21 protein-coding genes and 1 pseudogene are annotated in these 21,544 nt (G+C 64.2%); 6 read left to right on the top strand and 16 right to left on the bottom strand.

Annotation, left to right across the window (positions count from 1 at the left end; all coding sequences use genetic code 11):
- Window positions 1–44: 44 nt before the first annotated feature.
- The 11 genes from QFZ91_RS15495 to flhD form a co-directional block, all read right to left on the bottom strand.
- Window positions 45–1,133, bottom strand: coding sequence for a protein-glutamate methylesterase/protein-glutamine glutaminase (locus QFZ91_RS15495; protein ID WP_429568652.1), 1,089 nt, complete (start codon window positions 1,131–1,133; stop codon window positions 45–47).
- 5 nt (window positions 1,134–1,138) lie between these two features.
- Window positions 1,139–1,852, bottom strand: a complete 714-nt coding sequence (gene cheD, locus QFZ91_RS15490) for a chemoreceptor glutamine deamidase CheD (RefSeq protein WP_176367764.1) — start codon at window positions 1,850–1,852, stop codon at window positions 1,139–1,141.
- A complete protein-coding gene (locus tag QFZ91_RS15485; protein WP_176380051.1) occupies window positions 1,849–2,811 on the bottom strand; it encodes a CheR family methyltransferase in 963 nt (320 codons plus the stop codon). Before QFZ91_RS15485 ends, cheD begins: the two co-directional genes overlap by 4 nt.
- A gap of 204 nt (window positions 2,812–3,015) precedes the next feature.
- Window positions 3,016–4,878: a methyl-accepting chemotaxis protein gene (locus QFZ91_RS15480; protein ID WP_429567734.1), complete on the bottom strand. Its 1,863-nt coding sequence runs from the start codon at window positions 4,876–4,878 to the stop codon at window positions 3,016–3,018.
- Between the two features lie 39 nt (window positions 4,879–4,917).
- Window positions 4,918–5,451 (bottom strand): chemotaxis protein CheW, encoded by a 534-nt coding sequence (locus tag QFZ91_RS15475; protein ID WP_176124465.1) that lies wholly within the window; start codon window positions 5,449–5,451, stop codon window positions 4,918–4,920.
- A 78-nt stretch (window positions 5,452–5,529) separates the two neighbouring features.
- A complete protein-coding gene (cheA, locus tag QFZ91_RS15470) occupies window positions 5,530–7,869 on the bottom strand; it encodes a chemotaxis protein CheA (protein WP_429567733.1) in 2,340 nt (779 codons plus the stop codon).
- Window positions 7,870–7,965: 96 nt separating this feature from the next.
- The gene (locus QFZ91_RS15465; protein WP_176380048.1) at window positions 7,966–8,343 is read right to left on the bottom strand and encodes a response regulator; all 378 of its coding nucleotides are present in this window, start codon (window positions 8,341–8,343) and stop codon (window positions 7,966–7,968) included.
- An 83-nt stretch (window positions 8,344–8,426) separates the two neighbouring features.
- Window positions 8,427–9,437 (bottom strand): flagellar motor protein MotB, encoded by a 1,011-nt coding sequence (motB, locus tag QFZ91_RS15460; RefSeq protein ID WP_176109967.1) that lies wholly within the window; start codon window positions 9,435–9,437, stop codon window positions 8,427–8,429.
- A gap of 22 nt (window positions 9,438–9,459) precedes the next feature.
- The gene (motA, locus tag QFZ91_RS15455) at window positions 9,460–10,320 is read right to left on the bottom strand and encodes a flagellar motor stator protein MotA (protein ID WP_176109966.1); all 861 of its coding nucleotides are present in this window, start codon (window positions 10,318–10,320) and stop codon (window positions 9,460–9,462) included.
- Between the two features lie 136 nt (window positions 10,321–10,456).
- Window positions 10,457–11,107, bottom strand: a complete 651-nt coding sequence (flhC, locus tag QFZ91_RS15450) for a flagellar transcriptional regulator FlhC (protein WP_176109965.1) — start codon at window positions 11,105–11,107, stop codon at window positions 10,457–10,459.
- Window positions 11,107–11,427, bottom strand: a complete 321-nt coding sequence (gene flhD, locus QFZ91_RS15445) for a flagellar transcriptional regulator FlhD (protein ID WP_429567732.1) — start codon at window positions 11,425–11,427, stop codon at window positions 11,107–11,109. Before flhD ends, flhC begins: the two co-directional genes overlap by 1 nt.
- 800 nt (window positions 11,428–12,227) lie before the next feature.
- Here flhD and QFZ91_RS15440 point away from each other — a divergent pair.
- Window positions 12,228–13,292, top strand: a complete 1,065-nt coding sequence (locus tag QFZ91_RS15440) for a glycosyltransferase family 4 protein (RefSeq protein WP_176124460.1) — start codon at window positions 12,228–12,230, stop codon at window positions 13,290–13,292.
- A 295-nt stretch (window positions 13,293–13,587) separates the two neighbouring features.
- Here the strand turns inward: QFZ91_RS15440 and QFZ91_RS15435 are convergent.
- Window positions 13,588–13,891: pseudogene (locus QFZ91_RS15435) on the bottom strand (H-NS family nucleoid-associated regulatory protein).
- A gap of 285 nt (window positions 13,892–14,176) precedes the next feature.
- Here QFZ91_RS15435 and aqpZ point away from each other — a divergent pair.
- From aqpZ to QFZ91_RS15420, 3 genes are all read left to right on the top strand, one after another.
- A complete protein-coding gene (aqpZ, locus tag QFZ91_RS15430; protein ID WP_368717623.1) occupies window positions 14,177–14,917 on the top strand; it encodes an aquaporin Z in 741 nt (246 codons plus the stop codon).
- A 173-nt stretch (window positions 14,918–15,090) separates the two neighbouring features.
- On the top strand, window positions 15,091–15,858 hold the full coding sequence (locus QFZ91_RS15425; RefSeq protein WP_429567731.1) for a histidine phosphatase family protein: 768 nt from the start codon (window positions 15,091–15,093) through the stop codon (window positions 15,856–15,858).
- 287 nt (window positions 15,859–16,145) lie between these two features.
- The gene (locus QFZ91_RS15420) at window positions 16,146–16,439 is read left to right on the top strand and encodes a PXPV repeat protein (RefSeq protein WP_176109961.1); all 294 of its coding nucleotides are present in this window, start codon (window positions 16,146–16,148) and stop codon (window positions 16,437–16,439) included.
- 113 nt (window positions 16,440–16,552) lie between these two features.
- On the opposite strand, the gene QFZ91_RS15415 is transcribed toward QFZ91_RS15420, so the two are convergent.
- Together QFZ91_RS15415 and QFZ91_RS15410 are read right to left on the bottom strand one after the other, a co-directional pair.
- Window positions 16,553–17,374, bottom strand: a complete 822-nt coding sequence (locus tag QFZ91_RS15415) for a Cof-type HAD-IIB family hydrolase (RefSeq protein ID WP_429567730.1) — start codon at window positions 17,372–17,374, stop codon at window positions 16,553–16,555.
- Between the two features lie 47 nt (window positions 17,375–17,421).
- Entirely contained in the window at window positions 17,422–18,312 is an 891-nt protein-coding gene (locus QFZ91_RS15410; protein ID WP_429567729.1) for a BadF/BadG/BcrA/BcrD ATPase family protein, read from the bottom strand.
- Window positions 18,313–18,452: 140 nt separating this feature from the next.
- Between QFZ91_RS15410 and QFZ91_RS15405 the strand changes: the two genes are divergently transcribed.
- Complete coding sequence (locus tag QFZ91_RS15405) at window positions 18,453–19,049, top strand: DNA-3-methyladenine glycosylase I (RefSeq protein ID WP_429567728.1); 597 nt, start codon at window positions 18,453–18,455, stop codon at window positions 19,047–19,049.
- 161 nt (window positions 19,050–19,210) lie between these two features.
- Window positions 19,211–19,636, top strand: a complete 426-nt coding sequence (locus QFZ91_RS15400; protein WP_429567727.1) for a hypothetical protein — start codon at window positions 19,211–19,213, stop codon at window positions 19,634–19,636.
- 101 nt (window positions 19,637–19,737) lie between these two features.
- Here the strand turns inward: QFZ91_RS15400 and rpsU are convergent, their stop codons facing one another.
- Window positions 19,738–19,950, bottom strand: a complete 213-nt coding sequence (gene rpsU / locus QFZ91_RS15395; protein WP_006050883.1) for a 30S ribosomal protein S21 — start codon at window positions 19,948–19,950, stop codon at window positions 19,738–19,740.
- Between the two features lie 418 nt (window positions 19,951–20,368).
- The gene (locus QFZ91_RS15390) at window positions 20,369–21,310 is read right to left on the bottom strand and encodes an aldo/keto reductase (protein WP_429568651.1); all 942 of its coding nucleotides are present in this window, start codon (window positions 21,308–21,310) and stop codon (window positions 20,369–20,371) included.
- Window positions 21,311–21,544 lie beyond the last annotated feature (234 nt).

Genomic DNA, 21,544 nt, shown 5'->3' with positions numbered 1-21,544 from the left:
ATCCATGTTGCGGCGTTGAACCGCGTCATTCCATCCGGCACGCATCATACCCGCTGAACGCGGTCACCCATCGACGACAAACGCGCCATCACGCGCCGGCTCATGTCCGGCAGCGAGGCGATTTCGTCGGCCGCACCGAGAGCGATCGCCTCGCGCGGCATGCCGAACACGATGCAGCTCGCCTCGTCCTGCGCCAGCGTGTAGGCACCGGCCTTTCTCATCTCCAGCAGACCGGCCGCGCCGTCGCGCCCCATGCCGGTTAGAATCACGCCGACCGCGTTCTTGCCCGCATGCTGCGCGGCCGAGCGGAACAGCACATCGACCGACGGACGATGCCGGTTCACCGGCGGGTCGTCGGACAGATGCGCAATATAGTTCGCACCGCTCCTCGCGAGCAACAGATGCGCGTGGCCCGGCGCGATGTACGCGTGCCCCGGCAGCACCCGCTCGCCGTGCTCTGCTTCTTTAACGGTAATCCGGCACAAACCATTGAGGCGTTGCGCAAAAGATTTCGTAAAGCCCGGCGGCATGTGCTGCGCGATCAGCACCGCGGGCGCATCGGGCGGCAGCGGCACCAGCACTTCGCGAATGGCCTCGGTGCCGCCCGTCGACGCACCGACGATGACCAGCTTCTCGGTACTGAGCAGCGGGTTGTTGAAGAGCGGCGCCGAGCCGACCGGCGCATGCGCCGCCTGGGTGGCCCCATGCTGCGCGGGCGCGGCCTGGCGCACGCGCGCGCGGGCCGCCGCGCGAACCTTGTCGGCGAGCTTTTCCGCATAGTCGAGCATGCCGTCGCGAATACCGACCTTCGGCTTGGTCACGAAATCGACCGCGCCGAGTTCGAGCGCGCGCAGCGTGATTTCGTTGCCGCGCTCGGTCAGCGACGACACCATCACGACCGGCATCGGCCGCAGACGCATCAGCTTCTCGAGAAAATCGAGGCCGTCCATGCGCGGCATTTCGACGTCGAGCGTCAACACGTCCGGGTTGTGCTGCTTGATGAGCTCGCGCGCGACGAGCGGATCGGGCGCCGTCGCCACCACCGTCATGTCCGGCTGGCCATTGATGATCTCGGTCATCAGGCTGCGGATCAGCGCCGAATCGTCGACGCACAATACCTTGATCTTTTGCACAGCGCTCACGCCTCCTCTGTGGTTCTGGCGTTGTTGGAATAAGTCGGGCGCGGGCTCGCGCCGAACAGTTCGATTTTCGGCCGCGCGGCGGCCGGCTTCGCGAACAGCTCGACCCGGCTGCGCGCCGCGGCGAGCCGCTCGGCGCGCGCTTCGGCGCTCTGCCGCACGAGCGCCTGTTCGCGCTCGGCGACGCCCGCTTCCTGTTGCAAGCGCAATTTCTTCACCATCACCTGACCGGTGCGCGGCATGAACGCGACCTTGCGCGGATGCGAGCCCTGCAGGTCCTCGGCGACGATGCGGATCTTTTCGGTGGCCAGATAGCGGCGCACGAACTCCGAGTTGCGATCGCCGATGTTCATCGTCGTCATGCCCGCGAGCACCGCGCCGCCGCCGAACACCTTGGCCTCGAAGCGCTCGCGCCGGCCGCCCGCCTTGATCAGTTCGTTGATCAGCACTTCCATCGCGTACGCGCCGTAGCGCATCGAGTCCGACGCGGCCTGCGCGAGATCGGCGCCGTCGTCGGGCAGCATGAAGTGATTCATGCCGCCGATGCCCGCGGTGCGGTCCTGGATGCAGGCCGCGACGCACGAGCCGAGCACGGTCACGAGCACCATGTCTTCGCTCGTCGTGTAGAACTCGTTGGGCAACAGCTTCACGCCGGGGCGCTGGAAGTGGTTGTCGTAGTACAGGTTGGTAGCGATCGGCAGCGTGCTGCTCATGCGGCCACCCCGCTCGATTGAAGCGCGTCATGCGCGTGGGCGCGCGACGGCGCGCGCGCACCGCTGGCGTCGCGCGTCAGTTCATAGACGGTCTGGCCGCGCAGCCGGAACGCCTGCGTCACGTACGTGAAGTTTTCCGAATGGCCGGCGAACAGCAGGCCGCCCGGCTTCACCAGCGGCTCGAAGCGCGCCAGCACCTGGGCCTGCGTCGGCTTGTCGAAATAGATCATCACGTTGCGGCAGAAGATCGCGTCGAACTGCGTGCGCAACTGGTAGTCGCGATCGGTCAGATTCAGTTGCTCGAAGCGCACGAGCGCGCGCACCTCGGGACGCACCTTGACCATCCCCGCGTGCGCGCCCGTGCCCTTCAGGAAGAAGCGCTTCAGGCGCTCGGGCGACAGGTGCTTGACCTGATCGAACTGGTAGACGCCGGCCTCGGCCTTCGCGAGCACCTGGGTGTCGATGTCCGTCGCGAGCACCGATGCCTGGCGCGCGCCGCTGTCGCCGAGCGCTTCGATCAGCGTCATCGCGATCGAGTACGGCTCCTCGCCGGTCGATGCCGCCGAGCACCACACGGACACCGGTTGTGAACGGCGCGGCACGAACTCGGCGAGGATCGGAAAGTGATGGGCTTCGCGGAAGAACGCGGTCAGGTTGGTGGTCAGCGCATTGGTGAACGCTTCCCACTCGGCCGGATCGTTTTCCGCTTCGAGCAGATCGAGATACTGGCGGAACGTATCGATGCCGCGCGCCCGCAAGCGTCGCGCGAGGCGGCTATACGCCATGTCGCGCTTGTGGTCCGACAGCGAGATGCCCGCCACGCGATGAATCAGATCGCGGATGCGGGCGAAATCCGCCGCCGTGAATTCGAAATCGCGTCCCGTCTCGACGGACCTGGCCGGCTCCATGCCGTCAGGTGCCGCCCGCACGGGGCGTTGTGTTGCGCGCGTTGCCATCATCAAAATTCCTGTCTGCGATATGAGCCATCACGCTCGCCGCCCAGCCGCACTGGCTGGGTGGTAGGAATTGTCTTCGCGGGGTCGCGCCCTCCCGCAAGTACCATCGACATACGGCCGGCTCGCGACACGCGTGCTGCGCGTGCTTCGATGCTTCGCCCATCCGCGGGCGCGATGCCGGTTGACCACATATCACTCTGCCGTTGCCTAAAACGTTTCCCAGTCCGCGTCCGAGCTTGCCTTCGCCGTGCTCGCCGGAGCGGCGCGCGCGGGCGTGTCGGTCGTCGCGCGAGCCGCTGCTGCGGCCGGCCTGGACTTCAAGGCCGGTTCGACGCGTGCGGCTGCATCGTGCTGGCTCGGGGCCGCCGGGACCGCAGCAGTTGCCTTCACTTCGCTGCTCGCGCCGGCCGGGTGCACCGGAGTCGCCGCACTCGCTGCTTGCCGTGCCGCCTTGGCGACCTGCGCGGAGGCTTGCGAACGCGGTGTCGCCGGTGCGCTCTGACGCGCCAGTGTGCCGCCGGCCACCTTCCAGTCACTCAGCACCGCTTGCAACTGCCGCGTCTGATCTTCGAGCGACGCCGCCGCGGCGGCCGCCTGTTCGACCAGCGCCGCGTTCTGCTGCGTGACCGAATCCATTTGCACGACCGCGCGATTGACCTGCTCGATGCCGCTCGACTGCTCTTCCGACGCCGCGCTGATCTCGCCCATGATGTCGGTCACGCGACGCACCGCCTGGACGATTTCGTCCATCGTCGTGCCGGCGCGGCCGACCAGCTCGGAGCCGCTCTTCACCTTGTCGGCCGAATCGCCGATCAGCTCCTTGATCTCCTTCGCGGCGCTCGCGCTGCGCTGCGCGAGGCTGCGCACTTCGCCCGCGACCACCGCGAAGCCGCGGCCCTGTTCGCCGGCCCGCGCGGCTTCGACCGCCGCGTTCAGCGCGAGGATGTTGGTCTGGAACGCGATGCCCTCGATTACGCCGATGATGTCGACGACCTTGTTCGAACTGGTCGCGATCTCCTGCATCGTCGTGACGACCTGGCTCACCACCTCGCCGCCGCGGGTCGCGATGTCCGACGCGTTGACGGCGAGCTGGCTCGCCTGGCGCGCGTTCTCGGTGTTCTGCCGCACGGTGCCGGTCAGCTGATCCATGCTCGACGCGGTTTCCTGCAGCGACGCCGCCTGCTGCTCGGTGCGCTGCGACAGATCGGTGTTGCCCATTGCGATTTCGCGTGCGCCGGTGTCGATCGATTCGGTGCCGCTGCGCACCGCGCGCAGCATCGTCGCGAGGCTTTCCTGCATCCGCTTGATGCCCGCGAACAGGCGGCCGATTTCGTTGTTGCTGAATGCCTCGACCGGGGTGGACAGGTCGCCCGCGGCGATCCGCTCGAAGCATGCGGTCGCGTCTTTCAGCGGCTGCACGATGAGCCCGCGCAGCGCGAAGCTGATGCCGACCACCACCAGCAGCGCGAACGCCGTGATCACGCTGATCAGCGTGATCATCAGCGATGTGTTCGACTGCGCGCTCGCCTCCTGATCGGCCACGCTCTGCTGCAGCGCCTGGATCACCGCGGCCGCCGCCGCGTCGTAGGCGATGAACATCGGGCTGATCCTGGTGTCCGCGACCGCGTGATATGCGTCGAGATTGTTCGCGTTCAATGCGGCGAATTCGACGTCGACGCCGTCGTGCATCACCGTCGTATGCCTGGCGAGCACATCGTCGAGCAAGGGCTGCTCGACGCCGTGCTTCGGTGCGTCGAGATACGCCTGCCAGCTCTGATTGCTCTTGCCGAGCAGCTCCTGCGCACGATCGAGTGCCTTCTTCGCCTCGTCCGCGTTGCCGGCGGCCGTGAGTGTGTTGAAACGTTCGATCGCGATGCGCGAGCGCAGCAGATACGCCGACGCGTCGTCGAGCGCATGAATCGCGACCAGTTCACCGCGCGCGATGCGATCGAGCGAGCCGCTCGCGCGATTCAGCGCGGTCAGCCCGAGCGCGCCGACCGCCACGGTCAGCGTCACCAGAAGAATCCCCACCATCGTCAGCGATGTGCGGATCGACCACCTGCTCAGCATGTTGATGCTCCTTGTGCCGGGTTCCGTTACTGCCTGCCGTCAGATGCCGAGCGTCTCGGTCAGCGCCATCTCGGAGCTGGTCATCAGCTTCTCGATGTCCATCAGGATCAGCATGCGGCCGTCGACCGTGCCGAGGCCGGTCAGGTATTCGGTCGTCAGCGTCGCGCCGAATTCCGGCGCCGGCATGATCTGGTCGACCGCCAGCGTCAGCACGTCCGAGACGCCGTCCACGACCATCCCGACCACGCGATGCGCGACGTTCAGGATGATCACGACGGTCTGATGGTCGTACTCGACGCGGCCCAGATGGAATTTGATCCGCATGTCGACGATCGGCACGATGATGCCGCGCAGGTTGATCACGCCCTTGATGAACTCGGGCGCATTGGCGATGCGCGTCACGTTGTCGTAGCCGCGGATTTCCTGCACCTTCAGGATGTCGATGCCGTACTCTTCCGCGCCGAGCGTGAAGACGAGGAATTCCTGACCGCCGGCGTCCGCCTGCGCGTCGCGGCGGCCATTCGTACCGCTCGCATTTGCGACGCTCGAATTGATGGATTGGACTTCTGCCACGTTAGCCCCCAAACGGTTGGGATAAATTGAGTTGAAGTTGTGTTGCGATGTCTGTCATTGAGGCGTTTGCTGCATGCGTCACGCGAGGCTCATCGCCTGCGCATGCCCATGCGCGTGACGCGATTCGCGGTTCAGCGCCGCGACGTCCACGATCAGCGCGACGCTGCCGTCGCCCAGAATGGTCGCCGCGGAAATGCCGTGCACCTTGCGGTAATTCGTTTCCAGATTCTTCACGACCACCTGCTGCTGGCCGACGAGTTCGTCGATCAGCATCGCGAAGCGCCGTCCCTCGGTCTGCATGATCGTGACGATGCCCTGGGTCGGCTCCTGCTTCGCCTCCGACACGTTGAACACTTCATGCAACGCGACGAGCGGCAGGTATTCGCCGCGCACGCGCACCACGCGCTCGCCGTTGGCGACCGTGTAGATGTCTTCGGCTTGCGGCTGCAGCGACTCCATCACGAAGTTCAGCGGCAGGATGAAGATCTCGTTGCCGACCTTCACCGACATGCCGTCGAGAATCGCCAGCGTGAGCGGCAACACGATCCGCGTGGTGCTGCCCTTGCCCGCGTGCGACGTGATTTCGACGTGACCGCCCATCGACTGGATGTTGCGCTTCACCACGTCCATGCCGACGCCGCGGCCGGACACGTCGGTGACCTGCTCGGCGGTCGAGAAGCCCGGCAGGAAGATCAGGTTCCAGACTTCCTCGTCGGTCATCGTTTCGCTGACCTGCATGCCCTGCTTGACCGCCTTCGCGAGAATCTTGTCGCGACGCAGGCCCGCGCCGTCGTCGCTGACCTCGATGACGATGTTGCCGCCGTGGTGCGCGGCCGACAGCACCAGCTGACCGGTCGAATCCTTGCCCGCCGCGCGCCGTGCCTCGACGGTTTCGATGCCGTGGTCGAGGCTGTTGCGCACGAGGTGCGTCAACGGATCGATGATCCGTTCGATGAGGCTCTTGTCGAGTTCGGTCGCCTGACCGAAGGTGACGAGTTCGACCTCCTTGCCGAGTTTCGCCGCGAGATCGCGCACCAGACGCGGGAAGCGGCTGAATACGTAATCCATCGGCATCATGCGGATCGACATCACCGCTTCCTGCAGATCGCGCGCGTTGCGCTCGAGCTGCGCCATGCCGTTGAAGAGCCGGTCGTGCAGCGCCGGATCGAACGTGCTGGTGGTCTCCGCGAGCATCGCCTGCGTGATCACCAGCTCGCCGACCAGGTTGATCAGCTGATCGACCTTCTCGACGCCGACGCGAATCGAGCTGCCTTCGCCGGCCGCCGCCGCGGCGGCCGGGCGGGCCGCCTTGCGGTCGTGTTCGGCGGACCCGGCCGAAGCCGGTTTGGCTGCCGCCGGAGCCGCCGCGGGTGGCGCTGGCGGCGGCTCGATGCTGTCGGTGTGACTGGCCGCGCTTGCGGGCGCAGCGGCGTGAGCCGCCGGAGCCGACGATGGCGCCTGCTCCGCATGAACCACCGGCTGCGCCTGCGCTTGCGCCGCGGGAGCGGCGAGGGCGACAGGCGCGCTTTGCGCCGGTGTCGGAACGGCGGCAGCGGCGGGCGTTCCAGGTTCGCCCTGCTGCGCGTCGTCCGCCGGCGCGGTGCCACGGCCGATCGTGATCTGACTTTCGTCGATCACGAAGCAGCACACGGCGATGATGTCGTCGGAGGGTACGTCGCTCGAAAGCCACAGCATCAGATCGCCGCCGCTCTTGACCTGCCCGACGATATTGCCCAGGTTGCCCAGCTCTTCGGCGAGCAGTTCCTGGTCTTTCTCTCCCACGCCCCGTAGCGTAATTTTCAGATGTGGGCCGGCGCTGTCGTCCGTGCCCGCGGCCTGCCCGGTCTGTGCCGGTTCGCCGTCCATCCATTCGCCCGCCATTTGCACCGCCTGTTCGACGACGTGCTCGGGCGGGGTGCCGCCTTGCTGCTGTACCGCGGTTGTTGCTGTTGTTGTTTGGGTTGCCGGCGGCTGCGCCGCGGCCGGCGCGGTCTGGACGGCTGCCGCTGCCGGCGCTCCGCCCATGCGGCTTTCCGCGTGCAGCTGCTCGAGCTTCGCGCAGATCGCGCGCGCCACCTCGGCGTCGGGCTCGGCGCTCGCGCGGTAGTCGGCGAGCTGGCCGGACAGCACGTCCTTGGTCTCGAGGAACGTGTCGATCATGTCCTTGCGCAGCACCAGCTCGTTGTTGCGCGCGCGATCGAGCAGCGACTCGAGAATGTGCGTGGTCTCGGTGAGCGCGGTGAAGCCGAACGTCGCCGCGCCGCCCTTGATCGAATGCGCGGCGCGAAAGATCGCCGCGAGGTCTTCGGGGTCCGGGCGGGCCACGTCGAGATTGAGCAGCAATTGCTCCATCTGCGCGAGCAGTTCGTCCGCTTCGTCGAAGAACGTCTGATAGAACTGTGTGATGTCGAGTGTCATGCCTGGTTCACCGCGAGAGTGCCTGTCTGGCGTGAGTTGCCGGAGAGGCGCGTCGAGAGCTATCTGTACTGGGTCTAAAGGTATTGATTGCGCGGATCAATCCGGCTCCGGTTCGGCCAGCGCCGCCACCAGCTCGGTCAGCATGTCCGGGTCGAGCGGCTTTTCGATCCAGCCGGTCGCGCCCGCTGCGCGCGCCGCCTCTTTGAAGGGTTCGCCCGATTCCGTCGTGAGGACGAGGATGGGCGTCGCCTGATAGGCCGGATTTCCGCGCAACGCGGTGATCAGATCGAGACCGGTCTTGCCGGGCATGTGCTGGTCGGTCAACACGAGATCGAACGCCATCGCGAGCGCGTTTTCGAGCCCTTCGTTACCGTCCGCCGCGAGCGTGACCTCATAGCCGGCGCCCGTCAGCGTCGCGGCGAGGATCTGCCGCATCGATGCCGAATCGTCGACTGCCAGGATGTGCCTGATCATGAAAACCTCGCTGCGCTAAACACTGGGCCGCCTGCCGGGGTGCGCCGCTCGGGCGCGGGCCCCGGCCCGGCGGCCGCGGTCTGTTACTTTGCCGGCGGCGCCGCCGCCGGCAACTTCGGTGCAACCGTCACCGGCTGCGCAAGTTTTTGCAGCAGCGGCTTCGAGCCGGCTGCGTCGTCCGACAGCGTGGTGGTCGTCGAATCGTCGTGATCGAGCGCCGCCTCGGACTTCTTGTTCAACACGATGATGCTGATGCGACGGTTCTCCGGATCGAGCGGGTCCGCCTTGTTCAGGTTCTGCGTCGACGCGAGACCGAGCACGCGCATCACCTTCGCTTCGTCCATGCCACCCGCGACCAGCTCGCGCCGCGACGCGTTCGCGCGGTCGGCGGACAGCTCCCAGTTGCTATAGCCCTTCTCGCCGCCCGCGTACGGCACGGCGTCGGTGTGGCCCTGAACGATGATGCGGTTCGGCACGTCGTTCAGCGTGTGGCCGATCTCGCGCAGGATGTCGCGCATGTACGGTTCGACGACGTCGCGCGCGGTCGCGAACATCGGCCGCTTCTGCGAGTCGACGATCTCGATGCGCAGACCGGTCAGGGTCGAGTCGATGCGGATCTGCTGCTTGAACTGGCGCAGCACCGGATTCGCCTCGATCGCGGCCATCAGCTTGACCTGCAGGTCATGCAGGCGCACCTGCTCGCGGCGTTCGAGCTCGCCCTGCAGCTGCTTCACCGCTTCCTCGTTGTTGCGCGACGCGGTGCGCTCGGCCCGGTTGCTGCTGCCGTCGGTCGAGCGGGTCACGCCCTGCGCGTCGGTCGAGATGTCGCGCCCGCCGCCCTTCAGGATGCTCGAGTCTTCGGCGCTGCGGTCGCCGCCCCACAGCGTGATTTTCAGCGGCTGGTTGAAGTACTCGGCGATGCCCTTCAGCTGCACGGTGGAGGCCGAGCTCAGCAGCCACATCAGCAGGAAGAACGCCATCATGGCGGTCATGAAGTCCGCGTAGGCGAGCTTCCATGCGCCACCGTGATGACCATGCTTCTTCGGCGCCGAGCGCTTGACAACGATTGCGCGGTCTTTGTCCTTGCTGCTCATCGATTCGGTTCCCGTCGCCGCCTTATTTCGCCTTGACGCGGCGCACGTGCTCTTCGAGCTCGGCGAACGACGGGCGCTCGGTCGAGAACAGCACCTTGCGGCCGAACTCGACCGCGATCGCCGGCGCATAGCCGTTCAGGCTCGCGAGGATCGTCACCTTGATGCACTGGAACATCTTGGTGGACTCGGTCACGCGCTGTTCGGCGACGCTCGCGAGCGGTCCGATCAGCCCGTACGAAAGCAGAATGCCGAGGAAGGTGCCGACCAGCGCCTGCGCGATCATCTCGCCGAGCACCGCGGGCGGCCTGTCGGCCGAGGCCATCGTGTGCACGACGCCCATCACCGCGGCGACGATACCGAACGCCGGCATCGCGTCGCCAACCTTGCTCAGCGCCTGGGCGGGCGCCTCGCCTTCCTGATGGTGCGTCTCGATCTCTTCGTCCATCAGGCTTTCGATCTCGAACGCATTCATGTTGCCGCCGACCATCAGCCGCAGGTAGTCGGTCAGGAACTCGATGATGTGCTTGTCGGCGAGGATCTTCGGGTACTGCGTGAAGATCGGGCTCTTCGACGGATCGTCGATGTCGGCCTCGAGCGTCAGCGTGCCTTCCTTGCGCGCTTTCGCGAGCAGCACGTACAAGAGCCCCATCAGCTCCATGTAGACGTCCTTGTTGTACTTCGCGCCCTTGAACAGGGTCGGAATGACGCGCAGTGTCGCCCGGATCGTCTTCATCCCGTTACCGAGAATGAACGCGCCAAGTCCGGCGCCGGCGATCATCAGCACCTCAACGGGTTGCAGCAGCGCGCCGAGATGGCCCCCTTCCAGCGCGTAACCGCCGAAGACGGACAACAGCGTCACGAGTGTTCCCACGAATATCAGCACTGCCGAGCCCTCACAAAAATGCGACGGTCACCGTCGTTAGTCAGGTTTACGGCACCGAGGCGGAAAACTTTGGGGAAAAAGACGGCGCTCGCGTCCGGTGTAAACCAGAGGCTTGCGCTGCCTCAACGTGTGCCGCTCAAACTTCGGCGGTGACGAGGATGTCGAGCGTGGGAGCGGTGCAGCGGACTTCGTGAGCCCGCGTGTCGGCCACTTGCGGCACCTCGGCCGGGATTCCGGCGACGGCGGTTTGCCGCTCGGCCCGCGTTTGTGCTGCCTTTTTCGTCTTGCCCGCGCGCGACGGCGGCTGGCACAGCCCGCAAACGAACGCGTGCTGCGGATCGTGCGCGTGCGCGACGAAGTGGCCGCCGCAGCGGCGACAGGCGCTCAGCTGCAGCATGCCCGAGTCGAAGAAGCGCACCAGCGTCCACGCGCGCGTGAGACTGAGCACCGGCTCGTCGTCGTGCAACTGCACGTGTTCCAGGTATAGCCGGTAGCTCTTCACGATCGATTCGATCGCGCGGCAGCCGCCGTAGCCGGCCATGAAACGGTAGATGTTGTAGAACAGCGATGAATGAAAGTTCGGCTGCCAGGTCATGAACCAGTCGGTCGAAAACGGCAGCATGCCCTTGGGCGGCGACACCCCTTTCAGTTCCTTGTACAGCTTGATGAGCCGGTCGCGCGACAGGCTGGTTTCCGCCTCCAGCAATTGCAGACGCGCGCCCAGTTCGATCAGCTCGATCGCGAGGGTGATTTCCCGGGCTTCGAGTACGACGCTCTTGCTCGCCATCAGCCGAGCTGCTCGACCGGCTGGCTGGCCATCAGGATCGCCGAATGAGCCTGCGCGATCGCGCTCGACTTGTCCTTGTCCGCGAGAGCGGACAGCACCGCGTGATCGTCGAAGCGGAAGCGGCATAGCATCTGGTTGGACGCCGCGAGCTTGACGGTCTGCGCCAACGACAGATTGGCGAGCACGTCGGCCAGCTGATCCGAAATACCCATGCGGAACATGCCCATCGGCTTGTCTTCGCGCAGCAGACGCTGGGCGAGCAGCAGATAGGACAGATTGACTTCCCTGATCTCACTGAGCGTGTGGCTCGTCGTGCTCATGATTCCCCCGTTCGTATGCCCGGCTGGTCAGGCCGATTTTTTTGCGGAAACGTTTGCTCGAACGCGCGCGCTGAACCCGCGCGATTCGCCTCGTCTTTGGTCTTGCAAGCATTGTCTCGAAAGGGGGCACACCCGAAAATCGGAGAGACACCCCACCTGGATGACGGATTAATCCGTCATTTGTGTAGGAATTATTCCTACAACGCAGGGTGCGTCGAAGCCAGATTGGGACGAATTGAGGCGCTGGGCGGGGCTGATGATGCGCGCTGGCAATTTTACGGTTGCGGCGTGTACCGGTTGGTGAGTTTTCAGAACTTCACCGCCGCACCGTAAAACGGTGAGAAAGAATTATAAGACGTTTTCACCCGCCTGCCACCAGGCTCGGTCAGCCGCTTGTCCCCTTCATCGGACCCCCGGGTCCGCCGCTTGCTACGGTCCATTTCGCCTGTTTGCCCGTTCGATTGAGCCGGCGCAATTGCGTTTGCCGATTATGGGGAGCGGTTGCGATTAGACCGTGCGCCTAAGCTGTAACGGTCCATGTTTCGCGCTGTAACAACATTAAGCGTTTGAAAAATAACTCGAATTACCGCGGTCGATCCCGATAATGGAGGCTAAGGGATTACCCGACACCTATTTCGGACCACCCTTCGGGCGGGGAGAAACCGCGCCCAACCGCCCGTTAGGCCTACGTACCTCGAGCGATCCCGCCGTCGTGCGAAGCCCCGGTGAGTGTCAAAAATCTGCATGGGATTCGGGTCAGCGCCCCTCGCGCTAACTCCGATCGATACAGGAGAAAACGCATGCGAATCGCACAAATCGCGCCGCTCTACGAAGCTGTCCCACCGAAACTCTATGGCGGCACCGAACGTGTCGTGTCGTATCTGACCGAGGCGCTCGTCGACCTCGGCCATGACGTCACGCTGTTCGCGAGCGGCGACTCGGTCACGTCCGCCAATCTCGAGGCGTGCTGGCCGCGCGCGCTGCGCCTCGATCCGACGATTCGCGATGCATTGGCGCCGCACGTGCTGATGATGGAAAAGGTCCGCAAGGTCGCGCACGAGTTCGACGTGCTCCACTTCCATCTCGACTACATGCCGTTCCCGCTCTTCACGACGATGGACACGCCGTTCGTGACCACGCTGCACGGGCGCCTGGACCTGCCGGAATTGCAGCCGGTGTTCGACGCGTTCTCGCATGTGCCGGTCGTGTCGATTTCGGATTCGCAGCGTCTGCCGCTGCAGCAGGCCAACTGGCTCAGCACGGTCTATCACGGTCTGCCGGACCAGCTGCTGACGCCGCAGCCCCACAAAAAGCCCGAATACCTCGCGTTCCTCGGCCGCATCTGCCCGGAAAAACGCGTCGATACAGCCATCAAGATCGCCGCGCAAAGCGGTCTGCCGCTGAAGATCGCCGCCAAGGTGGACAAGGTCGACATGGAGTACTTCAAGCGCGAGATCGAGCCGCTGCTGTCGATGGCGCATGTCGAGTTCGTCGGCGAAATCAACGAGGCGCAGAAACCCGAGTTTCTGTCGGGCGCGAAGGCGCTGCTGTTCCCGATCGACTGGTCCGAGCCGTTCGGCCTCGTGATGATCGAGTCGATGGCCTGCGGCACGCCGGTTATCGCATTCAACCGCGGCTCGGTGCCCGAAGTGATCGACCACGGCGTGACCGGCTATATCGTCGAGGACGTGCAAGGCGCGGTAGCGGCTCTGCAGCGTCTGGACGAGCTGTCGCGAACAGAAATCCGCGCCCAGTTCGAACGCCGCTTCAGTTCGAAAACGATGGCGCAGAACTATGTCGACGGCTATTCGGCCTTGATTGAAACGTCGCGGCGCCCGGTATTGCGCCAGGTCGCGGTCGGCTAAGCGCGCTTGAAAACGGCCGGCGCTTTTACGGCCGGCCGTTTTCGGTCCGCTTTGAAGCAGCGCTGTGAACCTTCGCTGATAACGCCCAATAGCGGACGAATCCGGCCTCGGTATCGTTTGCGGGACCGGAAAACGAAGTCATTCTCGCCGCCGGACGCGAAAAATGCCGCCCTGTATGGGCGGCTTTTTTAATACTGCGATGGTGGCGCTTCCACCGCGGATTAGCGCGCAGCGATTAAGCCGAAACGGCAAAAAACCCTTCAGACCGCTTGCACCGCGTCACCTCGGGCGGACATCAGGCCGAGCCAATCAGAAAGCGCTCGCGATTCTTGCCGACGATCCATTTGGGCGGCTTGCCGCGCCCGCTCCACGTATTGCCCGACTTCGGGTCCTGATATTTCGCCGGCAGCGGCGTCTTCTTGGGCGGGCGGCCGCGCTTGGCGGCGACCGCGAAAACCGAGATCCTGCGCGGTCAGACCGTATTCGGCGATCTTTTGGCGGATGTCGGCAACGACATTGTCGATTTCCGTGCGTCGCGCTTCTTCTGCCTGTGCCTGCAATTTGGCTATCTGCGCCTTGAGGTCTGCGTATTGAGACATTCGGTTCTCCCTTTCTAGAACTCATTCGACCGCAGACTAGCTGCAATTATAGAAATTCGCAATGGCCACTAATACCGGTTTAGCGAATTTTCCTCTGATAATTATTAAAGCGTGTGAATTGTAAAACACGCGCTTTATCTCGTAATAGTTTATAAATTCTGTCCAGATTGACAATCCTTGACACCTGATTTGGCGCTGCCTACCTAGAATTGCGCGCTCAACGTACGTACTCGGCCTTTTCGATGCGTGCTTCTGAAGTGCCAATTCTTTTTAGGATCACCAAACATGCAGTTGTCAAAGCGCCTCGTTGCCGAACTGTTCGGCACCTTCTGGCTCGTGCTCGGAGGCTGCGGCAGCGCGGTCCTCGCCGCTAACTTCGCCGGGCCGGTTCATGGTCTGGGCATCGGCTTCGTCGGCGTGTCGCTGGCCTTCGGCCTGACCGTGCTGACGATGGCTTTTGCGATCGGCCACATTTCGGGCTGTCACTTGAATCCGGCGGTGAGCGTCGGCCTGACCGTCGCCGGCCGGTTTCCGGTGCGCGATCTGCTGCCTTATATCGCCGCGCAGGTAGTCGGCGCGGTGTTGGGTGCATTCGTGCTGTCGCTGATCGCGTCGGGCAAGCCGGGCTTCGACCTGGTCGCGAGCGGCTTCGCGACGAACGGTTACGGCGAGCAATCGCCGGGGCACTACGCGCTCGCCGCCGCCTTCGTTTGCGAAGTGGTGATGACGGGCTTCTTCCTGTTCGTGATCCTCGGCGCGACCGATCGCCGCGCGCCGGCCGGCTTCGCGCCCATCGCGATCGGCCTGTGCCTGACGCTGATCCACCTGATCTCGATTCCGGTCACCAACACGTCGGTCAATCCGGCGCGTTCGACGGGCCCGGCGCTATTCGTCGGCGGCGCGGCGATCGATCAGCTGTGGCTGTTCTGGGCTGCGCCGATCATCGGAGCGGTGATCGCGGGAGTCGTCTATCCGCTCATCGCCGAGGATCGCTGCAACGATGCGCGCAAGCTGGCGCTCGACTGACGGCCGGTTCGGCGCGTCGGTCGCGTGATCGTCGCGTAGTTCGCATGAATGGGCGCCCCGGCGCCCGTTATTCATTGCGAGCGCCAATGCGATATGAATTCCGCGGCGACCGCGTGCCGGAGCGCACCGCTGCTAGAATCGGGCGACTTCCCAGCCTCGCACAGGTGCTTTCGATGAGCCGTTTCCGCGGATTCCTGCAAGGCGTCGCCCTGTCGCTCGGCGGCTTGTGCGCGAGCACGTTGACGTCGCCGGCCGCGTACGCGGCGACGAGCACGGCGACTGTCGTCGCAGCGGCCGCTCCCCCCACGGCTGCGGCGGGCGGCAATATCGAAACCCTCGTATTCGTTCGCCATGGCGAGAAACCCGCGCAAGGCTACGGCCAGCTAGACTGCCAGGGGCTCAACCGAGCGCTCGCGTTGCCGGCCGTGATCGCCGCCAAATTCGGCAAACCCGATGCGATCTACGCGCCCGACCCCGGCCAGCAGAAAGACGACGGCGGTCATCCGTACTATTACGTGCGCCCGCTCGCGACGATCGAGCCGACCGCGATTCAATTCCAGATGCCGGTGCAAACGCCGTACGGCTTTGCGCAGATCGACCAGCTCGGCACCGCGCTCGTCGACCCGGCCAATCGCGGCAAGCTGATCCTGATTGCGTGGGAACACAAGCTGATCGAGAAGCTGTTGCGGCAGATGTTGAACGCGCATGGCGGTCGCGCGGCCGACGTGCCGAAATGGCAAAGCGACGACTTCGACAGCATTTACATCGTCCGACTCGACTGGCAGAACGGCACGCCGCGCGCGAGCTTCAGGCACGATCGCGAAGGGCTCGATGGGCGGGCGACCGATTGCCCTTGTGCGGCGTTGCCCGCAGAGCCGGCGTCTTCGGCAGGGACGGCCTCTTCCGCCAGTTCGAACGCTTCGGCGCCTGCGGCGGATTAATAGGGTAATACAGATGTAAGCCGCGATTACATGTGCCGGTGCATCAAGCGGCAAGCGTGGGCGACAAGCCGCCTGCCTGCTTGAATTGGCCGGCCGCAAAGTCCCGTGGAGCGCGGCTGCCAACGAAGTGAGGTGTCTGCGCGCAACCTCCGCGCGATCATTCCGCCTGCCTTCGCTGACTTCGACGATGCTTGCAGTCCGTAACATCTGGTCGCAGTCCGCCCCGGCTCGAGTGCGTACATTGGTCCTGTGCGACAAACCTACGTCGCCTCACAGGAGAGACCAACATGAAACGCATCGTCACTCACTTGCTGGTTGCTGCCGGACTCGCGGCGGGCGCATGCGGTGTCGCGCAGGCGCATACGGATCTGAGCGTCGGCCTATCGCTCGGCGCTCCGGTTTATGCCGCGCCCGCGCGCGTCTACGCCGCGCCGGAGCCGGTGTATTACGGCGGCTGGGATCATCGCTATCCGCGCGGCGACTACTACCGCGACTATCACCGCGATGACCGCGGCTGGGGTCACGACGATCGTCGCTGGGGCCATGACTATCGCGGTGAGCACCGCGGCTGGCGGGATTGACGGGCGTAAGCGGAGTGCAGCACGCTCCGCGCTTCTCGCTCCGCGAGCAACTTCTGCGGCCCGCATCCACGCGAGTGTGGATGCGGGCCGCCTTCAATTTGAGTGATTGCGGTTCAGGACGCCAGTTCGTCGTTGAGAGCAAACAGTTTGCGCAGATGATGCGCAACGCCGGCCTCAAAATTGTTGCCAATGCGCGGCACATGCGGCAGACGCGTGATCAGATCGGGATTGGCATTGTTCATCATGAATGGATGGCCGGCCGTCTCGAGCAGATCGATATCGTTCATGTTGTCGCCGAACGCGACGCACTGCGACGCGTCGATAGCGAGTCGCTCGAGCACGATCTGCAGCGCGCGCCCCTTCGACACATTCGCGGTCATCACTTCGAGACAATCCGGCAACGAATACGTCACGTATAGCTGCTCGCCGAATTCGCGTTCCAGATTGGCGGCAACCTGCGCGAGATCGGCGGGATCGCCGATATACAGCGCCTTGGCAATGTCGACGCCATCGTGCTTCGGCAGGTCGGTCACTTCGTACGTGAAGCCCGAGTCCTGGTGAAATTCCAGCAGATGGGGCGCGTCGCGATCGATCAGCCACGCCTCGTCTGCAAACAGACTGACGATCACGCGACCATGCGCGCCGACAATTTCTGGCTGCACGAGACGCTGGACGATCGCGGGCTGCAGATCGTCGGCGTGGATCACCGTGTTGTCAGGCGCGTGAACCCGCGCGCCGTTCGACGTGATCAGGTATGGATTGATGCCGAGCACGTCGCGGATGCCCGCGACGTCGCAGTAATGCCGCCCCGTGGCGATCACGAACTGCAGCCCGTCGCTTTCGAGCTTGCGCACCGTGGCGACCGTGAACGGGTCTACCTGGTGATCGGCGTTGAGCAGTGTGCCGTCGAGATCCGTGGCGATGACTTTATACATGGTGAGTCCGGCGGGCGAGCCGTCGAGGCAGCGTCAAAGCGGATATTTTACAGGTGTCGTCCGGCCAGCCGCTGCGCCTCGCGCCGCGCCAGCTGCAAACCGCCATGCGCCGAATCCGCCCGCGGCTCGCGCAGGCGCGCCTGATACGCCTGGGGCACGTACTCGCGCAGCGGCGCGCCGAGGCCTCCGCATAGTGCGACCGGCAGCACGCCCGTCGCGTCCAGCGCGGCGATCATCTTGCCGACTTCGACGCCGGCCTCGCCGAGCAGGCGTGCCGCGAACGGATGTGCGCGGTGCTCAATCGCGATCGGTGCGAGCCGCGCGTAGGCAGTCTGATTCGCCGCGCACAGCCATACGACCAGGCTGTCGCGATCCTGAGTGCCGGTATGGGCGAGCAACGCATGCGCGAGATCGTCGACGGGCGCACGGCCGTCTAGCGCCTGTTGCGCGTGCACGATCAGCCGGAGGCCGAGCCACGCGCCGCTCGCCTCGTCGCCTGACGGAAAGCCGTAGCCGCTGGCCATGCGGAACTCGCCGTCGCTCGCAAGCGAGGCCGCGACGCTGCCGGTGCCGAGTGCGACGATCACGCCGGGCGCGCCTTCGTGCGCGCCGAGCAAGGTCGTGTAGGCGTCGGATTCGACGACCAGTCCGGCCAGTCGCGGCGCCTGCTCGTGAAACCCGGCGAGCCAGTCGCGATTGTTGACGCCCGCAAGTCCGCAACCGAGCACGCAGCGCGACCAGTCCAGCGCGACTCCGGCTCGCTCGAACGCTTCGCCGCAGGCGGCCTGAATGGACTGCCATGCGCGCGGGATGCCGAGCCCGAGGCCCGATGGGCCGCTTGCCGCCTGCGCCAGTTCGCGGCCCTGCGTATCGCCGAGCACGACGCGCGTGCCGGTGCCGCCGCCGTCGACGCCGATCAGAAAGAAGTCGTGGTTCATCGAATCGAATCAGTTCCGTGGGTGAATAACGCTTAGGGTGGCAGGTCAGTTTGAATCGCGCAATTAGCCGATTGGCCAGCTTGCGGCGTACACCGCTTCCGCTATGCTGGCGATCGATACGACCACGCGGGAGCGCGACAGTGACACAACGATGCAACTGGGTATCGAGCGAAGCGCTCGCACAGTACCACGACACCGAGTGGGGCGTACCCTCGCGCGACGACCAGCACCTGTTCGAGATGCTAGTGCTCGAAGGCGCGCAGGCCGGTTTGTCATGGTCGACGATACTCAACAAGCGCGCCGGCTACCGCCGTGCTTTCGCCGACTTCAACATCGGCAAGGTCGCGGCCTTTACGCCGAAGCAGGTGGATGCGCTCGTCGCCGATGAGAGCATCGTGCGGCATCGCGGCAAAATCGAGGCGGCGATCCAGAACGCGCGCGCAGTGCAGCAGATTCAGGCCGAACACGGCTCGCTCGCGAACTTCGTGTGGTCATTCGTCGACGACACGCCGATTCAGAACGAATGGGCTTCGTATAAGCATGCGCCTGCGTCGACAGAAGTTTCGGACGCGCTAAGCAAGGCGCTCAAGCGTTATGGCTGCAAATTTGTCGGGTCGACGATCTGCTATGCATTCATGCAGGCGGTTGGCATGGTCAACGATCATGAGACGACCTGCATGTGCCGAGAGCGATGCGCGTCGCTGGGCAATAAGGGGCGTCGTCGTAAGGCGGGGTGAGGGCGGGGCGTCCGTCTGACGCGCAAACTCGCGAATTGGCGCCCTTTCATGCTCGTAGTCGGTCATTCGCCGAACGGCGCACGGTGGATACTCGTCGTCATGCGCTCACCGATGCGCGTTCAACAACAAATAACTACCGCCTCTGACGCGGGAGACCAACCATGAAAACGCTTAGCTTCCTGACCCATCAGGACATATACGATCAGTCCGTCACGCATCTGTTCGAACAGAAACGCGCTGCGTTGCTGCCGAGGGGCGGCGGCGCTTACCGCGGCTATTGTGGCGGCTGCTCGGTCGGTCACCTGATCAAACCGCGCGACTATGTGACGGCGATGGAAGGGGTGCCAGTGCGCTTCATCGGCAAACCACCGACGGAAGTGCCCGCTTACATGGATGTCGGCGTGGCCGCGCTGAAAAAAGCGCTGCTGCGCGCCCGCATCAACGTGTATGACCCGGTCACCATCGCTCTGCTCAGTTGCCTGCAAAACGTCCACGACGCGTTCGGCACATGGGAGTGGCACGACCGGCTGGGCTCGATCGCGCGCGAATTCGGACTGTCGGCCGAGCGGCTGAGGAACGCGGCGTAACGGCTGCTCGGTCGCGCGCAAGTTCGACGCCGCAAAAGCAAAACGGCGGTGTGGCTTCTTTCGAAGCTCACACCGCCGTTCGGCGTACGTAAAAAGCGTGCTCAGTGCAGCTTTTTCGGCAGCATCTGGCTGCGCAGACGCTTGTGCAGGCGCTTAACAGCCGCTGCCTTCTTGCGCTTGCGAGCCGTGGTCGGCTTTTCGTACGACTGGCGCTCACGCAGTTCAGCGATCAGGCCGTTCTTTTCGATTGCGCGACGAAAGCGGCGAATTGCCACTTCGAACGGCTCGTTTTCCTTCAGAAGAATCGTCGTCATGTAATTCCTAACTCAATCACTAGATACGGGTTTAATTGCTTGGCAGTAACCGCTCGGGTCACCACTTACGCACCGGCACTCCGGTCACTCCGATTCATGGCCAGTAACAGGCAAACGCGAGGCTCATAAACCACCCCGGCCAAACCACGAATGAAGCGAGAGGCAAAGCGGCCACGGAGGCCGGAAAAGAGAGGTGGCGAGTTCACCGCGGAACGCGGACAGACGTGATGCAAAAGCCGCGTCTGTTGCCGTTTCGCCAACCTTTCATCAATGAAGAACACTGACGAAACAGGCAAAGATCTCAATTCACTCCCGATAATATCAGGAAACTCTCCATCCTACCAGGGGTTTACCGATTGCGCCAGGCTTTTCCCTGGCGCGGATGGCGTCTGGGTCGGCCACCGAGGCGGTCGCCCTATCAGGCGCTCGCTTCGTCCAGTTCACGAATATCGTCGGCGGTGAGGGACAGGTGCACGGCTGCGACCAGACTTTTCAACTGCTCGACCGAGGTCGCGCTCGCAATGGGGGCCGTAACGCTCGGCCGCGCAATCAGCCATGCAAGCGCGATCGCGGCCGGCGTGCTGCCGTGCCGTTGCGCGACGCTATCGAGCGCGCCGAGAATCCGCAAGCCGCGCCCGTTCAGGTATTTTTCGACCCGGCTTCCACGCACCTTGCCGGCCAGATCGGCCTCGCTGCGGTATTTGCCCGACAGGAACCCGCTGGCGAGGCTGTAGTAGACCACCACGCCGAGATGATTCGCAAGCGCCACCGGCTCGCTGTCGCTCTCGAATTGCGCGCGGTCATACAGGTTGTATTCTGGCTGCAACAACTGATACTCGGGCAGCCCGTTCTCGCGCGACACCGCAAGCGCTTCCTCGACGCGCGCGCCACTATAGTTAGACGCACCGATCACGCGCACCTTGCCCGCCTCGATCAACTTCTGATACGCACAGAGGGTTTCAGCGAGGGGCGTCGCGGAGTCGTCGTCGTGGGAGAAATAGACGTCGATGTAATCGGTTTGCAGGCGGCGGAGCGATTCTTCGACTGCCACCTGGATATTTGCCGCTGACAGCCCCTTGCGCTGCGGATGCTTCGACACCTTGGTCGCGAGCACGATCCGCTCGCGTTTGCCGCTCTGTCGGAACCACTTGCCGAGGATCGTCTCCGACTCACCGCCCCGGTTGCCGGGCACCCAGGCCGAGTAGACATCGGCGGTGTCGATGAAATTGAGACCCGCATCAACAAATGCATCGAGAATAGAAAACGATGTGGCTTCGTCGGCGGTCCAGCCGAACACATTGCCGCCGAACATAAGCGGCGCGACCTCCAATTCGGAACATCCAATCCGGCGTTTTTGCATGATTACTCCGGCGGTTGCGACAAAGAAAACAGAATACGCCGCCTTTTCATTAACTGGAGCGCATCCGCCGAGCGAGGCTGCGGGCGGCTCTCGGCACGCCGCTGCACCGCCCGGCCTGCAAAAGAATTGGGTCCCCATTGCATAAACCGCCCTCAAGTTTTTTTTAGTGGGGCCGTCAACCTTCACTGAGGCGGCCAGCAATGAACGAGTGCTTTCCGCCGATGCCAATGTGGC

It is taken from the genome of Paraburkholderia sp. JPY419 (assembly GCF_050435705.1).
GTDB lineage: Bacteria > Pseudomonadota > Gammaproteobacteria > Burkholderiales > Burkholderiaceae > Paraburkholderia > Paraburkholderia youngii.
Note: the sequence above shows the minus strand (reverse complement) of the source record. Positions and strands in the feature narration are given on the sequence as shown.